The organism is Arthrobacter sp. P4_F11, assembly GCF_056401395.1.
The window spans coordinates 18789-38844 of sequence record NZ_JBFUJK010000021.1 but is presented as its reverse complement, the minus strand read 5'-3'; the positions used below and the strand labels follow the sequence as shown (position 1 = coordinate 38844).

19 protein-coding genes and 1 tRNA gene are annotated in these 20056 nt (G+C 66.5%); 11 read left to right on the top strand and 9 right to left on the bottom strand.

Going from position 1 to position 20056, the window contains the following annotated elements:
• Nucleotides 1–5: 5 nt before the first annotated feature.
• Both AC1DRO_RS19275 and AC1DRO_RS19270 read right to left on the bottom strand, forming a co-directional pair.
• Entirely contained in the window at nucleotides 6–737 is a 732-nt protein-coding gene (locus AC1DRO_RS19275; protein WP_476952054.1) for a hypothetical protein, read from the bottom strand.
• Nucleotides 734–1480: a hypothetical protein gene (locus tag AC1DRO_RS19270; protein ID WP_476952053.1), complete on the bottom strand. Its 747-nt coding sequence runs from the start codon at nucleotides 1478–1480 to the stop codon at nucleotides 734–736. Before AC1DRO_RS19270 ends, AC1DRO_RS19275 begins: the two co-directional genes overlap by 4 nt.
• A gap of 279 nt (nucleotides 1481–1759) precedes the next feature.
• Between AC1DRO_RS19270 and AC1DRO_RS19265 the strand changes: the two genes are divergently transcribed.
• Both AC1DRO_RS19265 and AC1DRO_RS19260 read left to right on the top strand, forming a co-directional pair.
• Nucleotides 1760–3427 carry an ABC-F family ATP-binding cassette domain-containing protein gene (locus AC1DRO_RS19265; protein ID WP_476952052.1) on the top strand — a complete coding sequence of 556 codons (1668 nt, stop codon included), beginning with the start codon at nucleotides 1760–1762 and terminating at the stop codon, nucleotides 3425–3427.
• Complete coding sequence (locus tag AC1DRO_RS19260) at nucleotides 3424–5337, top strand: ABC transporter ATP-binding protein (RefSeq protein WP_476952051.1); 1914 nt, start codon at nucleotides 3424–3426, stop codon at nucleotides 5335–5337. The genes AC1DRO_RS19265 and AC1DRO_RS19260 overlap by 4 nt, the downstream gene beginning before the upstream one ends.
• 59 nt (nucleotides 5338–5396) lie before the next feature.
• Here AC1DRO_RS19260 and AC1DRO_RS19255 read toward each other — a convergent pair whose 3' ends face one another.
• The 3 genes from AC1DRO_RS19255 to AC1DRO_RS19245 all read right to left on the bottom strand — a co-directional run bounded on the left by AC1DRO_RS19255 (nucleotide 5397) and on the right by AC1DRO_RS19245 (nucleotide 6480).
• Nucleotides 5397–5804, bottom strand: coding sequence for an NUDIX hydrolase (locus tag AC1DRO_RS19255; protein ID WP_476952050.1), 408 nt, complete (start codon nucleotides 5802–5804; stop codon nucleotides 5397–5399).
• Nucleotides 5801–6343: a DUF6314 family protein gene (locus AC1DRO_RS19250; RefSeq protein ID WP_476952076.1), complete on the bottom strand. Its 543-nt coding sequence runs from the start codon at nucleotides 6341–6343 to the stop codon at nucleotides 5801–5803. The genes AC1DRO_RS19255 and AC1DRO_RS19250 overlap by 4 nt, the downstream gene beginning before the upstream one ends.
• Nucleotides 6344–6407: 64 nt before the next feature.
• Nucleotides 6408–6480 (bottom strand) — tRNA-Arg (locus tag AC1DRO_RS19245).
• 81 nt (nucleotides 6481–6561) lie between these two features.
• Here AC1DRO_RS19245 and AC1DRO_RS19240 point away from each other — a divergent pair.
• From AC1DRO_RS19240 to AC1DRO_RS19225, 4 genes are all read left to right on the top strand, one after another.
• Nucleotides 6562–7359 (top strand): DUF998 domain-containing protein, encoded by a 798-nt coding sequence (locus AC1DRO_RS19240; RefSeq protein WP_476952049.1) that lies wholly within the window; start codon nucleotides 6562–6564, stop codon nucleotides 7357–7359.
• A 184-nt stretch (nucleotides 7360–7543) separates the two neighbouring features.
• Nucleotides 7544–8080, top strand: coding sequence for a hypothetical protein (locus AC1DRO_RS19235; RefSeq protein ID WP_476952048.1), 537 nt, complete (start codon nucleotides 7544–7546; stop codon nucleotides 8078–8080).
• Nucleotides 8077–8568, top strand: coding sequence for a DUF7793 family protein (locus tag AC1DRO_RS19230; RefSeq protein ID WP_476952047.1), 492 nt, complete (start codon nucleotides 8077–8079; stop codon nucleotides 8566–8568). Before AC1DRO_RS19235 ends, AC1DRO_RS19230 begins: the two co-directional genes overlap by 4 nt.
• On the top strand, nucleotides 8558–10090 hold the full coding sequence (locus AC1DRO_RS19225; protein ID WP_476952046.1) for a putative bifunctional diguanylate cyclase/phosphodiesterase: 1533 nt from the start codon (nucleotides 8558–8560) through the stop codon (nucleotides 10088–10090). The genes AC1DRO_RS19230 and AC1DRO_RS19225 overlap by 11 nt, the downstream gene beginning before the upstream one ends.
• 146 nt (nucleotides 10091–10236) lie before the next feature.
• Here AC1DRO_RS19225 and AC1DRO_RS19220 read toward each other — a convergent pair whose 3' ends face one another.
• Nucleotides 10237–10386 carry a hypothetical protein gene (locus tag AC1DRO_RS19220; protein WP_476887448.1) on the bottom strand — a complete coding sequence of 50 codons (150 nt, stop codon included), beginning with the start codon at nucleotides 10384–10386 and terminating at the stop codon, nucleotides 10237–10239.
• Between the two features lie 217 nt (nucleotides 10387–10603).
• Here AC1DRO_RS19220 and AC1DRO_RS19215 point away from each other — a divergent pair, with 217 nt between their 5' ends.
• The gene (locus tag AC1DRO_RS19215) at nucleotides 10604–11626 is read left to right on the top strand and encodes a hypothetical protein (RefSeq protein WP_476952045.1); all 1023 of its coding nucleotides are present in this window, start codon (nucleotides 10604–10606) and stop codon (nucleotides 11624–11626) included.
• Nucleotides 11627–11884: 258 nt separating this feature from the next.
• Here AC1DRO_RS19215 and AC1DRO_RS19210 read toward each other — a convergent pair whose 3' ends face one another.
• Nucleotides 11885–12535, bottom strand: a complete 651-nt coding sequence (locus AC1DRO_RS19210; protein WP_476952044.1) for a hypothetical protein — start codon at nucleotides 12533–12535, stop codon at nucleotides 11885–11887.
• 101 nt (nucleotides 12536–12636) lie between these two features.
• Here AC1DRO_RS19210 and AC1DRO_RS19205 point away from each other — a divergent pair, with 101 nt between their 5' ends.
• The 4 genes from AC1DRO_RS19205 to sucD all read left to right on the top strand — a co-directional run bounded on the left by AC1DRO_RS19205 (nucleotide 12637) and on the right by sucD (nucleotide 19034).
• Nucleotides 12637–13494 carry an inositol monophosphatase family protein gene (locus AC1DRO_RS19205; protein WP_476952043.1) on the top strand — a complete coding sequence of 286 codons (858 nt, stop codon included), beginning with the start codon at nucleotides 12637–12639 and terminating at the stop codon, nucleotides 13492–13494.
• A gap of 458 nt (nucleotides 13495–13952) precedes the next feature.
• Nucleotides 13953–16556, top strand: a complete 2604-nt coding sequence (gene pcrA / locus AC1DRO_RS19200; RefSeq protein WP_476952042.1) for a DNA helicase PcrA — start codon at nucleotides 13953–13955, stop codon at nucleotides 16554–16556.
• Between the two features lie 393 nt (nucleotides 16557–16949).
• Nucleotides 16950–18119, top strand: coding sequence for an ADP-forming succinate--CoA ligase subunit beta (gene sucC / locus AC1DRO_RS19195; RefSeq protein ID WP_018776032.1), 1170 nt, complete (start codon nucleotides 16950–16952; stop codon nucleotides 18117–18119).
• 12 nt (nucleotides 18120–18131) lie between these two features.
• The gene (sucD, locus tag AC1DRO_RS19190; RefSeq protein WP_028275595.1) at nucleotides 18132–19034 is read left to right on the top strand and encodes a succinate--CoA ligase subunit alpha; all 903 of its coding nucleotides are present in this window, start codon (nucleotides 18132–18134) and stop codon (nucleotides 19032–19034) included.
• Between the two features lie 173 nt (nucleotides 19035–19207).
• Here the strand turns inward: sucD and AC1DRO_RS19185 are convergent, their stop codons facing one another.
• Both AC1DRO_RS19185 and AC1DRO_RS19180 read right to left on the bottom strand, forming a co-directional pair.
• On the bottom strand, nucleotides 19208–19690 hold the full coding sequence (locus tag AC1DRO_RS19185) for an SRPBCC family protein (RefSeq protein ID WP_476952041.1): 483 nt from the start codon (nucleotides 19688–19690) through the stop codon (nucleotides 19208–19210).
• Nucleotides 19687–20049, bottom strand: coding sequence for an ArsR/SmtB family transcription factor (locus AC1DRO_RS19180; RefSeq protein WP_476952040.1), 363 nt, complete (start codon nucleotides 20047–20049; stop codon nucleotides 19687–19689). Before AC1DRO_RS19180 ends, AC1DRO_RS19185 begins: the two co-directional genes overlap by 4 nt.
• Nucleotides 20050–20056: the final 7 nt, after the last annotated feature.

Below are 20056 nucleotides of genomic sequence, written 5' to 3'. Positions count from 1 at the left end.
GATGGTCAGGTTATGCCAGCTTGCTTCTTCGGCGCCCGCTTCGCAAGCGTCTTGGCCAACCAGATCAGGGACAGTCCCAGGACCAGGCACAGAACGGCCGAATAGTTGAAGAAGAACCGCATGAATCCGAGAGACGGAGGAATGACGGGGGAGAGCAGGCTCAGGGAGATAGCCACGGTGCCCAGCGCGAGCAACGCCGCGCTTGACCGCACCAAGACCGGGAGGCCGCTGCGCAGGGTCCGCAGCATCGCCGGAAACAGGGCCACGGTGATGAACCCCGGATAAAGGCGCCCGGCGGCCCCGTAAAACTCCACCAAGGCAGCATTGCGGTCATCCTTGGCGGACACGGCGACCAGCCCCGCCGAGGAGCCGGCGGTGTCCATCATGAGGAAGACCACCACCACCACAGCCGAAGCGGCTGCGGCTACCACAATTCCAACAGGGCCGGTGATGAGCTTTAGGGCGTCATCCGCACTGAAGCCCCGGGCCACCCGGACTCCAAGAAAGAAGATGGCTGCGAAAATGACGAAGCGCAGCACCAGATTGGCGATGTTCATGCCTCCCAGGGCCTGGTCCACGGCCAGATACGGGGCGTCGATGCTGAGCAGGATCGCGAGGGTCATGAGGGCAAAGATGGCGAACAGGGAACGGTTCTCACCCCGGAGGGCGCTGGGCACGCGGGCGAGCGTGACGATGCCGCACACCGCCAGCGTGGTCCACTGCAGTGTCGCGATCATCCGAGGTTCTCCCAAATCTTCTCTGTTTGTGCCTGCTCCTGTTCGTGGCGCCGCAGCGATTTCCCGAGCGCCTGCAACCGGTCCCCGGCCAGTGCGCTCAGTTCACCGTCGGAGAGGGCGTCCAATGCGGCCTGCTTCGCTCCAGGCGTCCAGCCAGCCTCGGCCTCGGTGATCAGGCCCGTGGCGACGAGCCCGCCCGTGAATCCTACGCCCGCCGCGCGGGCAGTCTCGACCGCCAGTTCGGGGGACAGCCTGTTGGCTGTGAGCTGGGCCGAGTAATTCTGCGGTGCCACGCCGGTGGCCGCCGACACCCGGTGACGCAACTCACCGTCGTCGATCGCGTCCACCCAGTTCCGGACCGAGGTTGCGTGCGGGGCGGGGCCCAACGCCGGAGTCATTGAGCTGCCCTGGTCGCCATAGCCGCCGTAGGCCGGGGACGAGCGGGAAATGACGGCGCGCAAAAGGTCCATGGTGGCGACCTGGCTGACGAGTTCTGCCGGGGTCGGCGGCTGCGGCGGGGCGGCGAGTTCCGCGTACTGGTCGAAGGAACCGAGTTCCGCCAGCGGACTCAAGCCCAGGGCCCGGCTGATGCTGACCAGAGTGGTTTCGGCCACCTTTCCGCGGACCAGCTGCTGCGCGAAGGTGGTGCGCTTGATCCCCGAGATCCTGCACAGATCGGCCGTGCTCGCGGACGGGGCAACGCGGTGAAGCCAGAATTGGAACGCCTTTGCGGGTAGTGGCATCTAGGGCTTCCTGCGGAGTCGACGGGCAGCATGGCTACTGGCATGCGGTGGGGCAGCGGCGATTGGGGCGGCCGGTGACGGGGGCGTCACGGAGTGGGCTGGGATTTTACGTGAGGTGCTAATTCAACTATGCTAAATGGTCGAACCCGCTGGTCCGTACACCCCCCAAGTCCGGACCGGCGGGTTCTTCTATGCCCGGCCGCTTTTCTGTCCCGTCCGGCCCCGCAGTTTCTCCCGGTCGGGACGGCCCGTTTTGGGCCGCAGTGAGAGGATGAAGTAATGACTGCAACCCTTGTTGCCAAGGATCTTTCCGGTGGACACGATCACCGCACACTCTTCTCGAAGCTGTCCCTGACCGTAGCCCCCGGCGACGTCGTCGGCGTCGTCGGCGCCAATGGTGCCGGCAAATCAACCCTGCTGCGGCTGCTGGCCGGCGTCGACGGTCCGCAGGAAGGCACCGTGAGCCTGGCCCCCGCCGACGCCTTTGTCGGCTGGCTGCCGCAGGAACACGAACGCATTGCCGGCGAAACGGTCGCGGCCTACATCGCCCGGCGCACCGGCTGTACCCAGGCGACCCTGGAGGTGGAATCCACCGCGGAGGCGCTGGGCTCCGGCGCTCCGGGCTCCGACGACGCCTACTCCCTGGCCTTCGACCGCTGGATGGCCTCCGGCGCCGCCGACCTGGAGGACCGCATCCCGTCCGTCCTGGCGGACCTTGGCCTCGATGTGGGCCCCGACGCCGGAATGACTGGCCTGTCGGGTGGCCAGGCGGCCCGCGTGGCGCTCGCCGCCCTGCTGCTGAGCCGGTTCGACATCGTGCTCCTGGACGAACCCACCAACGACCTGGACCTCAACGGCCTGGCCAAGCTCGAGGCCTTCGTGCAGGGCCTGCGCGGCGGCGCCGTCCTGGTCTCGCATGACCGCGAGTTCCTGGCGCGCTGCGTCACCACGATCGTGGAACTGGATCTGGCCCAAAACTCGGTGGCGGTATACGACGGCGGCTACGAGGCCTACCTGGAGGAACGCGCCGTCGCCCGCCGGCACGCCCGGGAACGTTTCGAGGAGTACGCGAACACCAAGGCGGACCTCGTCTCACGGGCCCGCACCCAGCGCGAATGGAGCTCCCAGGGCGTCCGCAACGCCATGAAGAAGAACCCGGACAACGACAAGATCCGCCGGGCGGCCAGCACCGAGTCCTCCGAGAAGCAGGGCCAGAAGGTCCGGCAGATGGAGTCCCGCATTGCCCGGCTCGAAGAAGTGGAAGAGCCGCGCAAGGAATGGCAGCTGCAGTTCAGCATCGGGGCGGCACCCCGCTCCAGCGCCGTCGTGGCCACCCTGCGCGACGCCGTCGCGGTGCAGGGCGACTTCACCCTCGGCCCGGTGAACCTGCAGCTGAATGCGGGGGAACGGATCGGGATCACGGGGCCCAACGGCGCCGGAAAATCCACCCTGCTCCGGCTCCTGCTCGGCGTCCAGCACCCCGACTCCGGTGATGCCTCCATGGGCGCGTCCGTGGCCATCGGCGAGATCGACCAGGCGCGCGGGCTCTTGTCCGGCGAGCAGTTGCTCGCAGACGCCGTCGAGGCCGTCCTGACGGACCAGACCCCAGCCGAGGTGCGCACCCTGCTGGCCAAGTTCGGCCTCAAAGCCGATCACACCAACCGGGCCGTGGACTCCCTCTCCCCGGGGGAACGGACCCGGGCCGCCCTGGCGCTGCTGCAGGCCCGCGGCGTGAACCTGCTCGTGCTGGACGAACCCACCAACCACCTTGACCTGCCCGCCATCGAACAGCTCGAGGAAGCCCTCGACAGCTACGACGGCGCGCTGCTGCTAGTCACCCACGACCGCAGGCTGCTGGAAAACGTCCGCCTGGACGTGCGCTGGAACGTCGAGAACGGCGTCGTCACCGAACTGCACGCCGATGCACCGAGAGGCAACACCAAATGAGCATGGACCGGGTCGCCTGGAGCTCCCTCTACAACATCACCCGCGCCTCCAGCGGGTCCAAGCCGTTCTCGAAGAAGACCCTGAAGCGCGTCTTCAGTTTTGCCCGCCCCCACCGTGGCAAACTGATCGCCTTCGTGCTGCTGTCCATCGTGATGGCCTTCCTGGCGGTCGCCACCCCGGTCCTCGCCGGACAGGTGGTTGACGAGATCATCGCCCACGCGGAGGCCTCAACGGTGATCTGGCTGGCCGTCCTGATCGCGATCGTGGCGGTCGCCGAGGCTGGAATCGGCCTAGTGACGCGCTGGATGTCCTCCACCATCGGCGAAGGCGTGATCGTGGACCTGCGCACGAAGGTCTTCGACCACGTCCAGAAGATGCCGATCGCGTTCTTCACCAGGACCCGGACCGGGGCCCTGGTCAGCCGGCTGAACAACGATGTCATTGGCGCGCAGTCGGCCTTCGCCGGCACGCTCTCCGGCGTGGTCAGCAACGTCGTGGCCCTGGCGCTGACCCTTGCGGTGATGCTGAACAAATCCTGGCTTGTGACAGCGCTCGCCATGATCCTGCTGCCGATCTTCCTGATCCCGGCCCGCCGGATGGGCTCCAAGCTGGCCGATCTGCGGCGCGAAGCCGCCGAGCACAACGCCACCATGGGCACCCAGATGACGGAGCGCTTCTCCGCGCCCGGCGCCACCCTGGTCAAGCTCTTCGGCCGCCCCGACGAGGAATCCCGCGAGTTCGCCCTCCGGGCCGGCCGCGTCCGGGACATCGGCGTCCGCACCGCCATGCTGCAATTCACCTTCGTCACGGCGCTGACACTGGTCTCGGCCTTGGCCCTGGCACTGGTCTACGGCCTGGGCGGCTGGCTCGCACTCGCCGGGCAGTTGAACGCGGGCGACGTCGTCGTGCTCGCGCTGCTGCTCACCCGCCTGTACGCGCCGCTTACGGCACTTTCGAACGCACGGGTGGAGATCATGAGCGCCCTGGTCAGCTTCGAACGCGTCTTTGAGATCCTGGACCTCAAGCCGCTCATCCAGCAGAAGCCGGATGCGGTGGCCTCCCCGCCAGGTCCGCTCTCGGTGGAGTTCGACAATGTCCGCTTCGCCTACCCCTCGGCGGAGAAGGTCTCGCTGGCCTCCCTGGAGGACGTGCGGACCCTGGACACCCGCGGCGGCGAGGAAGTGCTGCACGGCATCAGCTTCCGGGTGGAGCCGGGTCAGACGGTGGCCCTCGTCGGCTCCTCCGGGGCGGGCAAGTCCACCATTGCGCAGCTCCTGTCGCGCCTGTACGACGTCGACTCCGGCGCCATCCGCTTCGGCGGCACGACGCCCGGCGCAGGCGTGGACGTCCGTGACCTCACGTTCGACTCGATACGCGCGACCCTCGGGATGGTGACGCAGGACGGTCACCTGTTCCACGAGAGCATCGCCTCCAACCTGCGTCTGGCCCGGCCGGAGGCCACCGAAGAGCAGATGTGGGATGCGCTGCGCCGTGCCCGGCTCGAAGACATGATCCGGTCCCTGCCCGATGGGCTGGACACCGTGGTGGGGGAGCGCGGCTACCGGCTCTCCGGCGGCGAGCGGCAACGCCTGACGATAGCCCGCCTGCTGATCGCCCAGCCGCGGGTGGTCATCCTCGACGAAGCCACCGCCGCGCTGGATTCGACCAATGAGGCCGCCGTCCAGGAGGCGCTGGGCGCCGCGCTGGAAGGCCGTACCGCCGTCGTGATCGCCCACCGTCTCTCGACGATCCGTGCGGCGGACGCGATCCTGGTGGTGGAGGACGGCTCGATCGTGGAGCGCGGTACCCACCGGGAGCTTCTCGCCGCCGAGGGCCGCTATGCGGAGCTGTACCGGACGCAGTTCTCCGAGGCCAGCGCGGTGGCCCAGGAATCCGTGCCCGGCTACTGAGCCGGCGTTTGGAAGCCGGCGTTGGAGGCCCGCGTTGGAGGCCCTGGCCGTTACGGGTCCTAGCCGGACGGCTTGGCGGACAGGGCCGGCAGCACATGGTCCGTCAGCAGCGGGGCGAGGTCGCCGGGCAGCTCGCCGGACAGGTCCAGCCAGCGGATCTCGGCGATTTCCGCCGACGGCCGGGCGCTCCATACCCCGGGCGCCGTGAAGACCGTTGCCTCGATCTGGGTGGCCGCCTCGTTGGCGGCATCCGCCAGCCAGCAACCCAGCAGGTCCAGGCGGTCCGGGGCCAGCACGATCCCCACTTCCTCCTGGAGCTCGCGCGCCGCAGCCTGGGCCGCTGTTTCGCCTGCCTCGGGTTTGCCGCCGGGGTGCATGAACTTGTCCGTGCCGCGTTTGCGGACGGTCAGGAGGCGTCCGGAGCGATCGAAGACGCAGACGGCGGAGACGACGATGCGCGGGTTCACCCGGCGCGCCCTGAATCCGGCGTGGCATCCGGCGTCGCATCGGGGGTCATATCCGGGGTTACTCCCGGCGTCACGCCTGGCCTTGTCTCGGGATCCGGGCCTGGTCCTGCTTCTGGTTTTGCTTTCAGCCGGTGCAGGACGGACTCCAGCAGCTGGTCCTTGGCGGGCCCGGTGACGTCCCAGCGGTAGCCGCATTGGTCCGGACCGCGGAAGGTGTACGTCACGCGGTAGGTGTCCGGGTCGCACCAGTGCTCGTCCTGATTGGCCCGCCCGGCAAAGCCCATGCGGTGGAAGGGCCGGCCGTCCGGGAAGTACACGTCCAGGACATCGGGGGCGTCCGCCGGCCGCAGCAGATATTCCCGGCTCGCCGGGCCGGAGAACGGCGCGCCGCCCAGGGGCGCCCAGCGCACGGTGCCTTCTTCACGCCACCACAGGCCGCCGTCGTCGTCGGCAGTGAAGCGTACGACGCCGGTGAAGGTTCCGCTGGTCCCGGTGCTGCGGTCCAGCAGGGTGCGGTCGACGGACCAAGAGCCGCGCAGGTAGGCGCGGAGGTCAAAGTCCGGACCCGTGTCCGGGGTTTCGTCCGGGGCAGGAATGTTCAAGTGCCCTCGATTGGAATCGAACCAACGACACCGGCTTTAGGAGAGCCGTGCTCTATCCACTGAGCTACGAGGGCGGATGTCCGCGGGCGGCCGGGCCGGTCCGGTCGGACACGGATATAAGCATACAAGGTGAGCGCGCGTACTACGCTCTTGGCATGACTGCAGGAACCACCGAGCTTTCCGCCGGAGCCCTCTACTACCCCGATGTGGCCGCGACCAGGTTTTACGTCGGGGCCCTGGCGAAGCTGAGCGTGCTGCAGTATTTCGTGGCCGAGTCGGCTGTGATCGGTGCCTGGGCGGGAGCGGAGCCATACAGCCGCCGCGCGGGCTACATCAGCGACCTCGGCGCCGTGGCGTGCGGAGAGTTCTCCGGCCGGGACGTCTGCTCGCCGGCGCACCTGCTGATGAACGCGTCATTTGTGGTCCAAGGCCTTGGCATGGTGGTCGGCGCGCTGCTGCTCGGCTCGGCGCTCCTGTGCTGTGCCGCGCGGACCGGAGTGCCCCTCCGGCGCGGCCGGGTGCCGGGGCGGGCGCACGGCCGCGCGCGCTGGGGCGCAGGGGTGGTGGCAGCGGCCGCCGCCCGGCTGCTGACCGGCGCCGCCGGGGCAGGAACGGTCATCGTGGGGCTGGTGCCCGAGGACACGGGATCGGCCTGGCACGTGGCCGGCGCCCTGATGTACTTCGCCGCCGGGGCCCTGGCGCTCCTGATCCTTGGTTGGCTTTGGCTCCGGCAGACTCCGCTCGGGTGGTTCATCCTGGGCTGCGGGGCCGTGTCCCTGGCGGCGCTCATTGCGGGCGGACTGACGGGCATGCACGTACCGGAACCCGGTACCCTCGAACGGCTCATGGGCTATCCCATCACCGTCGGCGTCGCCGCGGCAGGCCTTGTCATCGCCCAGCGGGTCCAGCACGAACGCACGGCACGCAAGCTCGCCCGGGCCCAGGCCGGCTGAGGCAAGCTTCAGGGTGTCAGATGACCGGCAGGGGCCTGACCTTGCATTATCATGAGGGCACCCACCGGAACATCCCGGTGCGGGCGTGTGGGTTTTTCCATCAACGCGCCAGTATGCAGACTTTGCAGTCACACGGGGACGAATGTTAAATCAGCGAGTCTTGCCGCTCTTCGGTGCGGACAGCGTGACGACCGAACAAAAGGTTGCGTTCCGGCCCCGTCAGTGGGGCCCCGAAGTTCATCCCGGGGCGCTGTCTCTTGGTCGTCTGAGACTGTTTATGTGCAAAATGGTCACTGTTCGGCTAGGAATTCTCACCTCGCTGACCGCTCCGATCAGCTACGTTATTTCCACCGCCCTGAAAGCGCACGCCGACCACCCGACCGCAGTTCGCGGGCGTCGGGTTGGAGCGATTTCCTATCCAATCGTCGTAATATTTCTGACGCTTTCGACCCTAATGCATGTGGTCCGCCAAGGAGCCTTTCGCGGTCTCCGCGACCATTTCAGCCCCAACAGCGCCTTCAACTCCGCGGTGGATATCTTCCTCGGGGTGGTTAACTGGCTGTATGTCAGTCCCAGGCCCAAGAAAGTGAAGGAGAGTCCCGTGATTGCCAAGACAGCCGAGGAAGTCGACTGGGAAACGATTCTCTATCACGGCGACCGACGGCTGAACTGTGACCTCCGGGGCTCCGCGGACCGCCGCCGTCGAATTGCGGTCCGATGATGCTCGAGGCCCTGGCCGGGCCCGAGGGGCGGCTGCCGGAGGGCCTGCCGGACACGGCAGCGGCCGCGGCCGGCGTCGTTCTGGGGGCGGCGGCGGTGACCGCGGCCCGGGCGACCGACGGTGCCGCCCGTCGCATCGGGGTGCGGATGATCGACGGCGGAATCATCGAGGTCCTGCTGCCCGCCAACCAGGAGATCGAGGGTCCGGAGGCGCGCATCGCCGGCGACATCGTCCGCACATTCGCCGCGGGACGGCGGATGCCGGTGCTCCTGGTGATCACCGGCGTCGTCGGTGTCAGCATGGAGGCCCGCCGGGTCTACAGCGGTTCCATAGCGGCGACAGCGTTCGCCCTGGTGGGCGAGAGCCCGGTGGACCGGGTCATTGCCCACTACCTCCTGCGGTCCCGAAGCGAGACGATCCCGGCCCAGTTCTTCACCTCCGAATCCGCGGCCGTTGAGTGGCTAAGGCAGTACACCCGTGAAGAATGAAGCTCCGGACCCCAGGCTGCACGCCCTCGTGGAAGGCATCGTGCGGATCGCCGGAGGCGATCTGAGCACCCGGATCCCGCATTCGGGAGCCCGCGACGACGTCGCCGCCGTCATCGCCGGCATCAACCTGATGGCCGATGACCTTCAGACCATCTATCAGGAGCTGGAAGAGCGGGTCGAAAGCCGTACGGCCATGCTGCGCGAGGCGCAGGTGGAGCTCGAACGCATGGCGCTGACCGACCCCCTGACCCAACTCGCCAACCGCACCGCACTGAACTCGGTCCTGAGCCATGCCCTGGCGGAGTCCTCACGCGGCGAAATGCCGCCGGCCCTCCTGATTCTGGATCTTGATTCCTTCAAGGGCATTAACGACACCCTGGGGCACAGCGCCGGCGACGACGTCCTGCGGGCCATCGCACGCCGGCTCCAGGACGCCGTCCGCGAGACTGACACAGTGGCGCGCCTTGGCGGCGACGAATTCGCCGTCATGCTGCCGAAGTCCAATCTGGTCCGGGCACGCAGGGTGGCGAACAGGATCCTCAAGGCACTCAGTGAGAGCCTCGACGTCGGGGACCTGAAAGTCACCTGCGGAACGAGCATCGGCCTGCGGATCGCGGAACCCGGCCAGTCCGTCGATGACCTGGTCATGGAGGCCGACACGGCCATGTACGCGGCCAAGGCGCAGCAGCACAGCAGCATCAAAGTCTTCGAGCCGGCCCTGCTGTACGCGCGCCGGCTGCAGAGCGTCATGGTTACGGAAATGCGCGAAGCTATCCGGCAGGACCAGCTGACCCTGCACTACCAGCCGGTGGTGGACCTCGCGACCGGCAGGATCGAAGGCGTGGAGGCGCTGGTCCGGTGGAACCACCCGGAGCGCGGTCTGCTCATGCCGGACCAGTTCATTCCCCTGGCCGAGGAAACCGGCATGATCGTGGACCTGGGCCACTGGGTGCTGCGCAATGCCGTGCGTCAATTGCGCAAATGGCAGCAGGACTTGCAGGTGGACAGCAGCTTTAACGTCCGGGTCAACATTTCCACCACCGAACTGCAAAACCTCGAGCTGATCGAACATGTGCGGGACATCCTCAGGGAGACCGGCGTGGATGCATCAAACCTGATCGTGGAGCTGACGGAGTCCATGGCGGTCAACGGCGGCGACGTCGACCAGTATTCGCTCAACGGCCTTCGCCGGCTCGGCGTGCAGCTCGAGATCGATGACTTCGGGACCGGCTATTCCTCCATCAGCTACCTGCGCAAGCTGCCGGTGAACGTGGTCAAGATCGACCGGAGTCTGATCAGTGGCCTCGGCGACGACGAGCAACAGCGGGACTTCGTAGCCGCGGTGCTGCACCTCATCCACGCCTGCGGCCTGAAGGCGCTGGCCGAGGGGATCGAGACGGCGGAACAGGCGGAAGTACTGCGCGAGATGGGCTGCGGCAGCGGGCAGGGCTACTACTTTGGCCGGCCTGCGCCGGCGGGCGAGATTGTGGCGTTGTTTGCCGGGGGTGGAAAGCTCCTGTAGCTCCGGGTGGATGTTGGGCGGGGCGTGTTTGTGCTGTGCCTTCGTCTTCACGTCGCCGTGATGCGGTCTAAATGGGGTCCCTTAAATGAAAAGCGGCGGGTGCCGGAATCACTTCCGACACCCGCCGCCTGTCAATGCAGTCTCCGTTACTTCTTGATGGAGTCCGGCCACCAACCGATAGCGGCCACCGAGCTGTGTCCGGAGGTGTCAGCTGCAGCAGAAATCGCTGCGGAGGCGGACATGCCCGCGGTTGCCAGCGCACCGGCGACGAGGAGTGTTGCAAGGGTCTTCTTCATTAGGACTCCTGATACGTAAGAGGCTGATGTGACTCATGTGACTTGTGGTGCAGATTTAGTATAGGGCCAAACGACACGCCGCTGTATAACGATTCGCTCTGCGATGTGCGAAGTCGTGTTATTCGCGCGAAGCTTCGGAAGACCTGAGTCAATATTGCGCAGGTCTTGCTTGCGCGGTTTGTTCGTTTCCGCTCCCTCGGCAACGGATAATTGAGACATGCAACAAAGTTCCGTTTCACCCTCGTACGCTGCTGCAGAGCTGCAGGCGCGCGAGTTCCGGTCCAGCCACGACTTCCGCGAGGCTGCGAACGCCGCGCAGATGGCGGCGGATATTGCCGATGCTGAAGGTGATGCGTCGTCATGGTGGCACATGACGCTGTTCCGGGCCGAGAGCCTCATTGCCGCCGGGGAAATTGAAGCTTGCGCGGAACTTGCCGGCACACTGATTGCTGAACCCCGGGATGGGAACCGGCAGCTTCAGGCGCAGGTGCACATCCTCCTGGCCCTGACTCGCCGGGGCATGGGCCTGCTCGAAGAGGCCGCCGACGAGGCCAGAATTGCAGCGGACCTCATGGTTGACGAGGACGATGTCGAAATTGCAGTCAAGGCCAGACAGGCCCTCATTGCGGCGCTCGCCGATAGTGGAAGGCTTGACGAAGCGTGGGCGGAAAGCCTCATCATGGCCGACATCATTTCGGGCGAAGTCGATGACCAGTTGGTGGGCAAGGCGTATTGGGTCATTGGGAACGTCGCGTTTCTTTGCAGCAAAGTCGCCGAGGGGCTGCACTATCACGAACTCGCCGCTGGCACCTTTTCACCGGCACGGAACCTCACTGTTTGGGCCAAATTCAACAAGGCTTCCGCTGCCATGCGGCTCGCCGCGGATGTTGCGGACGCGGACACGCTGCGTTGTATTGAACGCGCGGAACTAGCCACGGATGTCATTGGCGGCACCGAGGAAGATCACATATTGCTCAAGCTGAACCGCGGCCACTGGAATTTCCTGGCGGGGGATCAGAAATCGGCAGTCGATACCCTAGTTGACATTTTCCCGGTCCCCGAGAAGACGTCACCGCAAATATTGGGCGAGGTGTATCTTCTTCTGGGCCGGTCGCACGCCGCTTTGGGAAACGGGGCCGAAGCCCGGAAGTACCTGATGGAGGCCGCCGACTACTTTGAGAAAGCAGGAGCCTCCCAACGTGCGGAACAGGCTCTTGAATTCCTGACCGAAGTACCCTGACTTCGCACTGAACTGGACATGCTCTCCCCTGGACTTGAGGGATGGACATAATGGCAAGTTGTCCACCGGCCGGGCCGAACGCTGGACATGTCCCGCGCTCGGGGCCGGGTGCGTGGGGCGACTCCAGCCGCCGTGACCAAGAATGGACATGTCCCGTGTCCTATGCCGCGGATCGGGCAACAGCCCTGCCGCCGTGACCAAGAATGGACATGTCCCGTGTCCTAAGCCTGGAATAGAGAGCTAGCCCTGCCGCGCAGGTCAGGACTGGACATGTCCCGGGGTGGGGGAAGCCGCGGCAGCCTTGCGTCCGAGGAACACGGCGGCGACGCCGGCCACGACGCTCAGCGCCAGAAGGACCCAGCCGGCCACGGTGAGCCCGGAGGCCAGGGCGACCTGACCGCCGTCGAGAGTGTCGGCGGACATCATTTCATCGATCACCGTGTTGCCCCACAGCCGGACCGCAGCAAAAAGCAGCGGCAGCGACCACAGCGCCCAGCGCAGGGAATTCCGTGCCACGTTGGTTCCGATCAGCAGCAGCCAGGTGAAGCCAAAGATCAGCGGGAAGAGCATCCCGGCCGTCTTGTGGACATAGTTCAGCTGGCCCCGGGCATCGGCGTCCATGGCCGCGCGCAATTGCTCCACGAACCCCAGGTCAAAGCCGCCCACCAACGAGTCGGGCATTGCCTGGCCGCCCGACAACTGGGTGAGCTGGTTGAGGGTGAGCAGGTGCAGATACCAGAACAGGAACAGGCTGGCCACGACCCCGGCGATGACAATCAGATTGCTGTTGCTCTGTGCCTTCTGCGGTGTCCGGCTGGTGGTCGGATTGATCACCGGAGGGAGGTGGTGCTGGGGGACCGCCGCGTTGGCGCCGTGCTTTTTGATCCGCTGCGCGGGTGTCTTGGCCATGGCTCCATTATCGCCCGTCCTGCACACCCCTCCGCGCCGCCGTCTGTCCGGCCGTCCGCGCCGGCTGTTCACTGCCAACGGGCGCCGATAGTCTGGGATGCGTGACCGAACTAGGAAAACACCGGCTCGGCCGGCACAGCACCGCAGATCTCGACCCCTCACTGGATGACTACCAACTGGCCGAGGCCCTGGTCCGCGAGGCCGGCACGCTGGCGCTGTTGATGCGGCAGGCCGGGCTTGAGGGCAGGCAGAAGACGTCGGTCTCGGACGTGGTCACGGCCGCCGACCACGCTGCCGAATCCTACGTGCTGGAACAGCTTCGGCGCTGCCGGCCCAATGACGCCGTCCTGGGCGAGGAGGGCGCCTCCGTGGCGGGCAGCAGCGGCCGGACCTGGGTCATTGACCCCGTCGACGGGACCTTCAACTTCCTGCACGGATCCACGTACTGGTGCTCGGCCATTGCCCTGAAGGATTCCTCCGGTGCAGGGCTCGGTGCCATCTTCCAGCCGGAGGAGGACAAACTCTGGCTGGGCGGGACGTCCCGGGCGGCGACGCTCAACGGCGAAAAACTGGTCACCTTCCTGCCCGGCGCGTCCGGTGGCACCGGACGCGCCGACACGCCGCTGGCTGATCTCGGCGCGGCAACCTACATCCACCCGACGTGGCTTGCCGATCCGATGTGTGCCATGCCCTGGCATGCGGCAGCGACGTCGGCGGCCGCGCTGCGCATGTTCGGGTCCGGCTCCTGCGACCTCGGCCGGGTCGCAGACGGAGAGCTTGGCTGCTGGTTCCAGCACAGCTGCCCCGAATGGGACTGGCTGCCCGGGAAGGCGATCGTGGAGGCGGCCGGCGGCGCGACCGACGTCGTGCGCGTCAACGGACTCGACTGGTTCATGGCGGGAGGCACGACGGCGGTCCAGCAGCTGCGCGCCGCGCTCAGCTCCGGGGGCGTCGGCTAGCTTCCCGCCTGCCGGACCTCCCGTGGGACATGCTCATTGTTCGCGGCGGGGTCCGGGGGACATGCTCATTTTTCGCTGTCAGGAGTGGGCATAAAGGGAGTATGTCCAGTGGTCACGGGTGGTGGAGGACATGTCAGTTCGGCCGTACCGGGTCGGTGGGTCATGCTCATTGTTAACAACCTCGGCGGTCTTCAGAACAACCCGGCTCTTCTCCATGACAGCTTCCGCGGGGCATGCTCATTCTTCACGGCCAGGACTGGGCACAAGGGGATTATGTCCACTGGGCGCGGGAAGGGGAGGACATGCTCGTTCAGCTGGGCCGTGTCCGCGGGGCATGCTCATTCTTCGCGGCCAGGGGTGGGCACAAGGGGATTATGTCCACTGGGCGCGGGCAGGGGAGGGCATGTCCCGACGGGCGGACACGGCTGTCAGCGCCACCGCCTAGACTTAGATACACCATGGATATGTTGTTTGACCCTTACGCCGACGGACCCTTCCAAGCTGCCTCCAAGGCGGCGGCAGGCACTAAATCGCGCTCCGGGTCCGGCCTGGCGGGCCTGGATTCCGGACCGGATTCCGCACCGCACGGCGCCGCCCCGCACGGCGGCGCCCCGCACGGCGGCGCCCCGCACGGCGGCAGCCCGCACGGCGGAAGCCCGCTCGGCGGCAGCGCGCACGGCGACGGCCCTGACAGCGGCTGGGACCGCCCGCAGCTTCCGAACGCGGGCGAACTCCTCGAGGGGCTGAACCCCCAGCAGGAAGAAGCGGTCAAGCACGCCGGCAGCGCCCTGCTGATTGTCGCCGGCGCCGGGTCGGGCAAGACCCGCGTGCTCAGCAACCGGATCGCCTACCTGATCGCCACGAGGCGGGCGCACCACGGCGAGATCCTGGCCATCACCTTCACCAACAAGGCCGCGGCCGAAATGCGGGAACGGATCGAGGCGCTGGTCGGCGGCCGGGCCAAGACCATGTGGATCTCCACCTTCCACTCCTCCTGCGTCCGGATCCTGCGCCGCGAGGCCAAGAACGTCGGGCTCAACTCCAACTTCTCGATCTACGACTCCGCCGACTCGCTGCGCCTGATCACCCTGGTGGCCAAGAACCTGGACCTTGACCCCAAGCGCTTCGCGCCCAAGGCCATCCAGCACAAGATTTCCGCGCTCAAGAACGAGCTGATCGACGCCGACAGCTATTCCTCGAGCGCCAACTACAACGATCCGTTCGAGCAGGCCGTCGCCGAGGTCTTCAAGGGCTACACCCAGCGCCTGCGCCAGGCCAACGCCATGGACTTCGATGACCTGATCGCCGAGACCGTCTACATGTTCCGGGCCTTCCCGGCGCTCGCCGATTCCTACCGGCGCCGCTTCCGACACGTCCTCGTGGACGAATACCAGGACACCAACCACGCCCAGTACGCCCTGGTGCGCGAGATCGTCGGCGAAGGCCCCGACGCCGCCGAGCTCACCGTCGTCGGCGATTCAGACCAGTCCATCTACGCCTTCCGCGGCGCGGACATCCGCAACATCGTGGAGTTCGAGAAGGACTACCCGGACGCCCGCACCATCAAGCTCGAGCAGAACTACCGCTCCACCCAGACCATCCTCAGCGCCGCCAACTCGGTGATCTCCCGCAATCCCAACCGGCCGGAGAAACGGCTCTGGACGGCCGAGGGCGACGGCGAGAAGATCGTCGGCTACGTCGGCGAGAACGAACACGACGAGGCCCAGTTCATCGCCAAGGAAATCGACCGGCTCCAGGACGAGGGCAACCTGCGCCCCGGCGACGTCGCCATTTTCTACCGCACCAACGCCCAGTCCCGCTCGATCGAGGACGTCCTGGTCCGCGTCGGCCTGCCCTACAAGGTGGTCGGCGGCACCCGCTTCTACGAGCGCAAGGAGATCAAGGACGCCCTCGCCTACCTGCGCGTCCTGGTCAACCCGGACGACGACGTCAACCTCCGCCGCATCCTCAACGAACCCAAGCGCGGGATCGGGGACCGGGCCGAGGGTGTCGTCGCCGCCCTGGCAGAGCGTGAGCGCACCTCCTTCATGGCCGCCGCGCGGCGCGCCGATGAAGCCCCGGGCATGGCGACGCGTTCGGTCAACGCCGTGCTGGGCTTCGTGAAACTCCTCGACGACCTCGCCGAGGTCGCCTCCGGCTCCGGCGCCGCCGCGGCTCTCGAAGCCGTGCTCGAACAAACCGGCTACCTTGCCGGGCTGCGTTCCAGCACCGACCCACAGGACGAGTCCAGGGTGGAGAACCTCGCCGAACTGGTCGCCGTCGTCCGGGAATACGAACGGGACAACCCCGAAGGCTCGCTCGGAGCCTTCCTGGAGCAGGTCTCCCTCGTGGCTGACGCCGACCAGATTCCGGACGCCCCCGGCGGTGACGCCGAAAACCTGGCGGCCGCCGTCGCCGAAGCCAAGCGGCTCGGCGTCGTGACCCTGATGACACTGCACACCGCGAAGGGCCTGGAATTCCCGGTCGTGTTCCTTACCGGCATGGAGCACGGGCTGTTCCCTCACCAGCGCTCCGCCACCGATCCCAAGGAACTGGCCGAGGAACGCCGGCTGGCCTACGTGGGGCTGACCCGTGCCCGCAAGCGTCTCTACCTGACCAGGTCCGAGGTCCGCAGCATGTGGGGCCAGAGCCAGTACAACCCCGCGAGCCAGTTCATCGAGGAGATCCCGGCCGAGCTCGTCGAGTGGAAGCGCGAAGGCGCCAGCCGCCAGGGCGGAGGCTGGGGGAGCGGTGCCGGGATCGGGTCCAGCCGCTACGGCGGATCGTTCTGGGGTGCCGGGACCGCCCGCGGCGCCGCGGCCAGCCCGTCCGCCGGCTTCAACGCCGATGTTCCCGCCGCGGTGGCCAAGAACAGGGTCCAGCCGCAGAAGGAAGTCGTCGCCGTCAGCGTGGGGGACAAGGTCAACCACACCAGCTTCGGCAACGGCACCGTCCTGGCGGTCGAGGGCGCCGGGGACAAGACGGTCGCCAAGGTCAAGTTCGACGTCGGCGAGAAGCGGCTGCTGCTGCGCTACGCGCCGCTGACCAAGCTGGACGCCTGACTGACCGCGTAGCTGGACGTTTGGCTGAAGACCCGGCGGGAGTCCGGAGACCGTCCGCCGGCACCCCGTGCAGCCGCCGGCACGGGCGTTCGCCGTACATTACGAACGCGGGTCCGGCACGGCCGCGTCGGGCTTCGGAGCGCCGTCAGACACCCCAAAAACCCCGTAATCTAGCGGTTTTTCTACGCTCCATAGAATAGTGTCCTTACTCACATAACCGGTACTCTGGAACGGGCTGGTCCGATCGAAGGACTAGAGTTCCCAAAGGAGCATTGCGCCGTGTGGCTCGTTTCCAAGCTTGTCGCAGGGTGCGTTTATTCCGCAGCCCGGTAACCGCGAGTACGTGGGGTCCGGCTGTACAGAAACTACTTCGACGTAGAAGGACACTAAACCGTGGACCTGTTTGAATATCAGGCGCGCGATATGTTCGAGGCGCACGGTGTACCCGTGCTTGCTGGCATCGTGGCGCACACCCCTGAAGAAGCAAAGGCAGCTGCCGAGAAAATCGGCGGCGTAACTGTCGTAAAGGCGCAGGTCAAGGCCGGAGGCCGCGGCAAGGCCGGCGGCGTCAAGGTCGCGAAGACCGCTGACGAAGCGTTTGAACACTCCACCAACATCCTCGGGATGGACATCAAGGGCCACACCGTGCACCGGGTGATGATCGCCCAGGGTGCAGACATCGCCGAGGAATACTACTTCTCCGTCCTTCTGGACCGGGCCAACCGCAACTACCTGGCCATGTGCTCGGTAGAAGGCGGCATGGAAATCGAGCAGCTCGCCGTTGAGCGCCCCGAGGCCCTGGCCAAGATCTCGATCGACCCGGCCGTGGGCATCGACCAGGCCAAGGCCGACGAAATCGTCGCCGCGGCAGGCTTCGCCGAGGAACTGCGTGGCAAGGTCGCCAGCGTAATCCTGAAGCTCTGGGACGTTTTCAAGAAGGAAGACGCCACTCTTGTGGAGGTCAACCCGCTGGTCCTGACCGGCGCCGGCGACATCGTTGCCCTCGACGGCAAGGTCTCCCTCGACGAGAACGCCGACTTCCGCCACCCCAAGCACGCCCACCTTGAAGACAAGGACGCTGCTGACCCGCTCGAGGCCAAGGCCAAGGCGCAGGACCTCAACTACGTCAAGCTGGACGGCGAAGTCGGCATCATCGGTAACGGTGCCGGCCTGGTCATGTCCACCCTCGACGTCGTTGCTTACGCCGGCGAGAACCACGGCAACGTCAAGCCCGCGAACTTCCTGGACATCGGCGGTGGAGCTTCCGCCGAGGTCATGGCAGCAGGCCTCGACGTCATCCTGGGCGACCCGCAGGTCAAGTCCGTCTTCGTCAACGTCTTCGGCGGCATCACCGCCTGTGACGCCGTCGCCAAGGGCATCGTCGGTGCACTGGCCGAGCTGGGCCACTCCGCGAACAAGCCGCTGGTAGTCCGCCTTGACGGCAACAACGTTGAGGAAGGCCGCCGCATCCTGGCCGAGGCCAACCACCCGCTGGTTACCCTGGCCGCCACCATGGACGAGGGCGCCGACAAGGCTGCCGAGCTCGCCAACGCAGCGAAGTAGAGGGACTCGACTATGTCTATTTATCTGAACAAGGACTCCAAGGTCATCGTCCAGGGCATCACCGGCGGCGAAGGCACCAAGCACACCGCTCTGATGCTCAAAGCCGGCACCAACGTTGTGGGCGGCGTCAACGCCCGCAAGGCCGGCACCACGGTCCTGCACGGCGACGCCGAGATCACCGTCTTCGGCACCGTCAAGGAAGCCATGGCAGAGACCGGTGCTGACGTTTCCATCGTCTTCGTGCCGCCGGCCTTCACCAAGGACGCCGTCGTTGAAGCCATCGAGGCCGGCATCGGCCTCGTCGTCGTCATCACCGAAGGCGTGCCGGTCCAGGACTCCGCCGAGTTCTGGGCACTGGCCCAGTCCAAGGTGGACGCCAACGGCAAGCAGGTCACCCGCATCATCGGACCGAACTGCCCCGGCATCATCACCCCGGGCGAGGCCCTCGTCGGCATCACCCCGGCCAACATCACGGGCAAGGGCCCCATCGGCCTTGTCTCCAAGTCGGGCACCCTGACTTACCAGATGATGTACGAGCTGCGCGACCTCGGCTTCTCCACCGCCATCGGCATCGGCGGCGACCCGGTCATCGGCACCACCCACATCGATGCCCTCGAAGCCTTCGAGGCTGACCCGGAGACCAAGGCGATCGTCATGATCGGCGAAATCGGTGGCGACGCCGAAGAGCGTGCCGCCGACTACATCAAGGCCCACGTCACGAAGCCGGTTGTTGGCTACGTGGCCGGCTTCACCGCTCCGGAAGGCAAGACCATGGGCCACGCAGGCGCCATCGTCTCGGGTTCCGCGGGCACCGCCCAGGCCAAGAAGGAAGCCCTCGAGGCTGCCGGCGTCAAGGTCGGCAAGACGCCGTCCGAGACCGCCAAGCTCCTGCGCGAGGTCTTCGCGACCCTCTAGGTCCGAAGCGCCGAAGCACCAGCACTACAGCAACGCGGGGTCACTCACGGCCCATTCCACTCGGTGGGATGGGCGCGGAGTGACCCCGCGTTGTTTCTTTAAGTACGACGGCGGCAGGCCACCTTCCCCGGGAGGTGACCTGCCGCCGTCGTACTCTTTATGACCCTGAGGTCCTAGACCCTGGCCCCGCTGAGGACTTCCTCGAGCTGTTCGTAGGCTTCGGTCATGCCGCCCTCCATTCCGGACTGCGCCATGCCGTCGCGGGCCTCCATGCTGGGGTAGACCGCGTGGCCGCTGAGCCGCGAACGGCCGCCACCCAGGTCCTCGAAGGTCAGGGACTCAATACTCACCACGTCCGGGTAGCCATCGAATTCGAAGGTCTGGATGGCGAAATCATTCTCGCGGACAGTGTGGAAGACACCGGTGAAGCCATAGGCGCTGCCGTCCGGCGCGGTGTGGGTGTAGCGGTAGCTGCCGCCGGTCCTAAAGTCGTAGTGGTCGACAGCCATAGTCAGCCGCCGCGGGCCAAGCCACTGGGCGACGAGCTCGGGATCCTTGTGCGCCCGGAACACCTCGGACACCGGAAAGTCGAATTCACGCTCGAAATCGATGAACGGCAGACCCTCGGGGACGGTCAATTTCAGTGCGTTGCTCATGATGCATCCTTTGCCTGTGTGCCGCTCTGGGCGGCGCGGATTTCAAGCACGGCGTCAAGGCTGCGGAACTGCCCCTCGCGGACCAGCCGGTACTGGTCGATCCAGGCAGTGAGTGCTTCCAGCCGTGCAGGGTCCAGGTGCACGGGCCGGCGCTGGGCGTCACGGGTCCGCGTGACAAGTTGCGCCTGCTCGAGGACCTGGATGTGTTTCGAGACCGCCTGCTTGGTGATCGCGAAGGGCTCCGCCAGTTCATTGACGGTGGCCGGGCCCCGGCTGAGCCGGGCAATGATGCGGCGGCGGACCGGATCGGCGAGGGCCAGGAAGGCCGCGTCGAGCTCGGCGTCGTCACTCGCTTCCACTCGGTGT

Coding starts and splice junctions, on each gene's coding strand:
- AC1DRO_RS19275 (WP_476952054.1), bottom strand. CDS start 737: ATGATCGCGACACTGCAGTGGACCACGCTGGCGGTGTGCGGCATCGTC.
- AC1DRO_RS19270 (WP_476952053.1), bottom strand. CDS start 1,480: ATGCCACTACCCGCAAAGGCGTTCCAATTCTGGCTTCACCGCGTTGCC.
- AC1DRO_RS19265 (WP_476952052.1), top strand. CDS start 1,760: ATGACTGCAACCCTTGTTGCCAAGGATCTTTCCGGTGGACACGATCAC.
- AC1DRO_RS19260 (WP_476952051.1), top strand. CDS start 3,424: ATGAGCATGGACCGGGTCGCCTGGAGCTCCCTCTACAACATCACCCGC.
- AC1DRO_RS19240 (WP_476952049.1), top strand. CDS start 6,562: ATGACTGCAGGAACCACCGAGCTTTCCGCCGGAGCCCTCTACTACCCC.
- AC1DRO_RS19230 (WP_476952047.1), top strand. CDS start 8,077: ATGATGCTCGAGGCCCTGGCCGGGCCCGAGGGGCGGCTGCCGGAGGGC.
- AC1DRO_RS19220 (WP_476887448.1), bottom strand. CDS start 10,386: ATGAAGAAGACCCTTGCAACACTCCTCGTCGCCGGTGCGCTGGCAACC.
- AC1DRO_RS19215 (WP_476952045.1), top strand. CDS start 10,604: ATGCAACAAAGTTCCGTTTCACCCTCGTACGCTGCTGCAGAGCTGCAG.
- AC1DRO_RS19210 (WP_476952044.1), bottom strand. CDS start 12,535: ATGGCCAAGACACCCGCGCAGCGGATCAAAAAGCACGGCGCCAACGCG.
- pcrA (WP_476952042.1), top strand. CDS start 13,953: ATGGATATGTTGTTTGACCCTTACGCCGACGGACCCTTCCAAGCTGCC.
- sucD (WP_028275595.1), top strand. CDS start 18,132: ATGTCTATTTATCTGAACAAGGACTCCAAGGTCATCGTCCAGGGCATC.
- AC1DRO_RS19185 (WP_476952041.1), bottom strand. CDS start 19,690: ATGAGCAACGCACTGAAATTGACCGTCCCCGAGGGTCTGCCGTTCATC.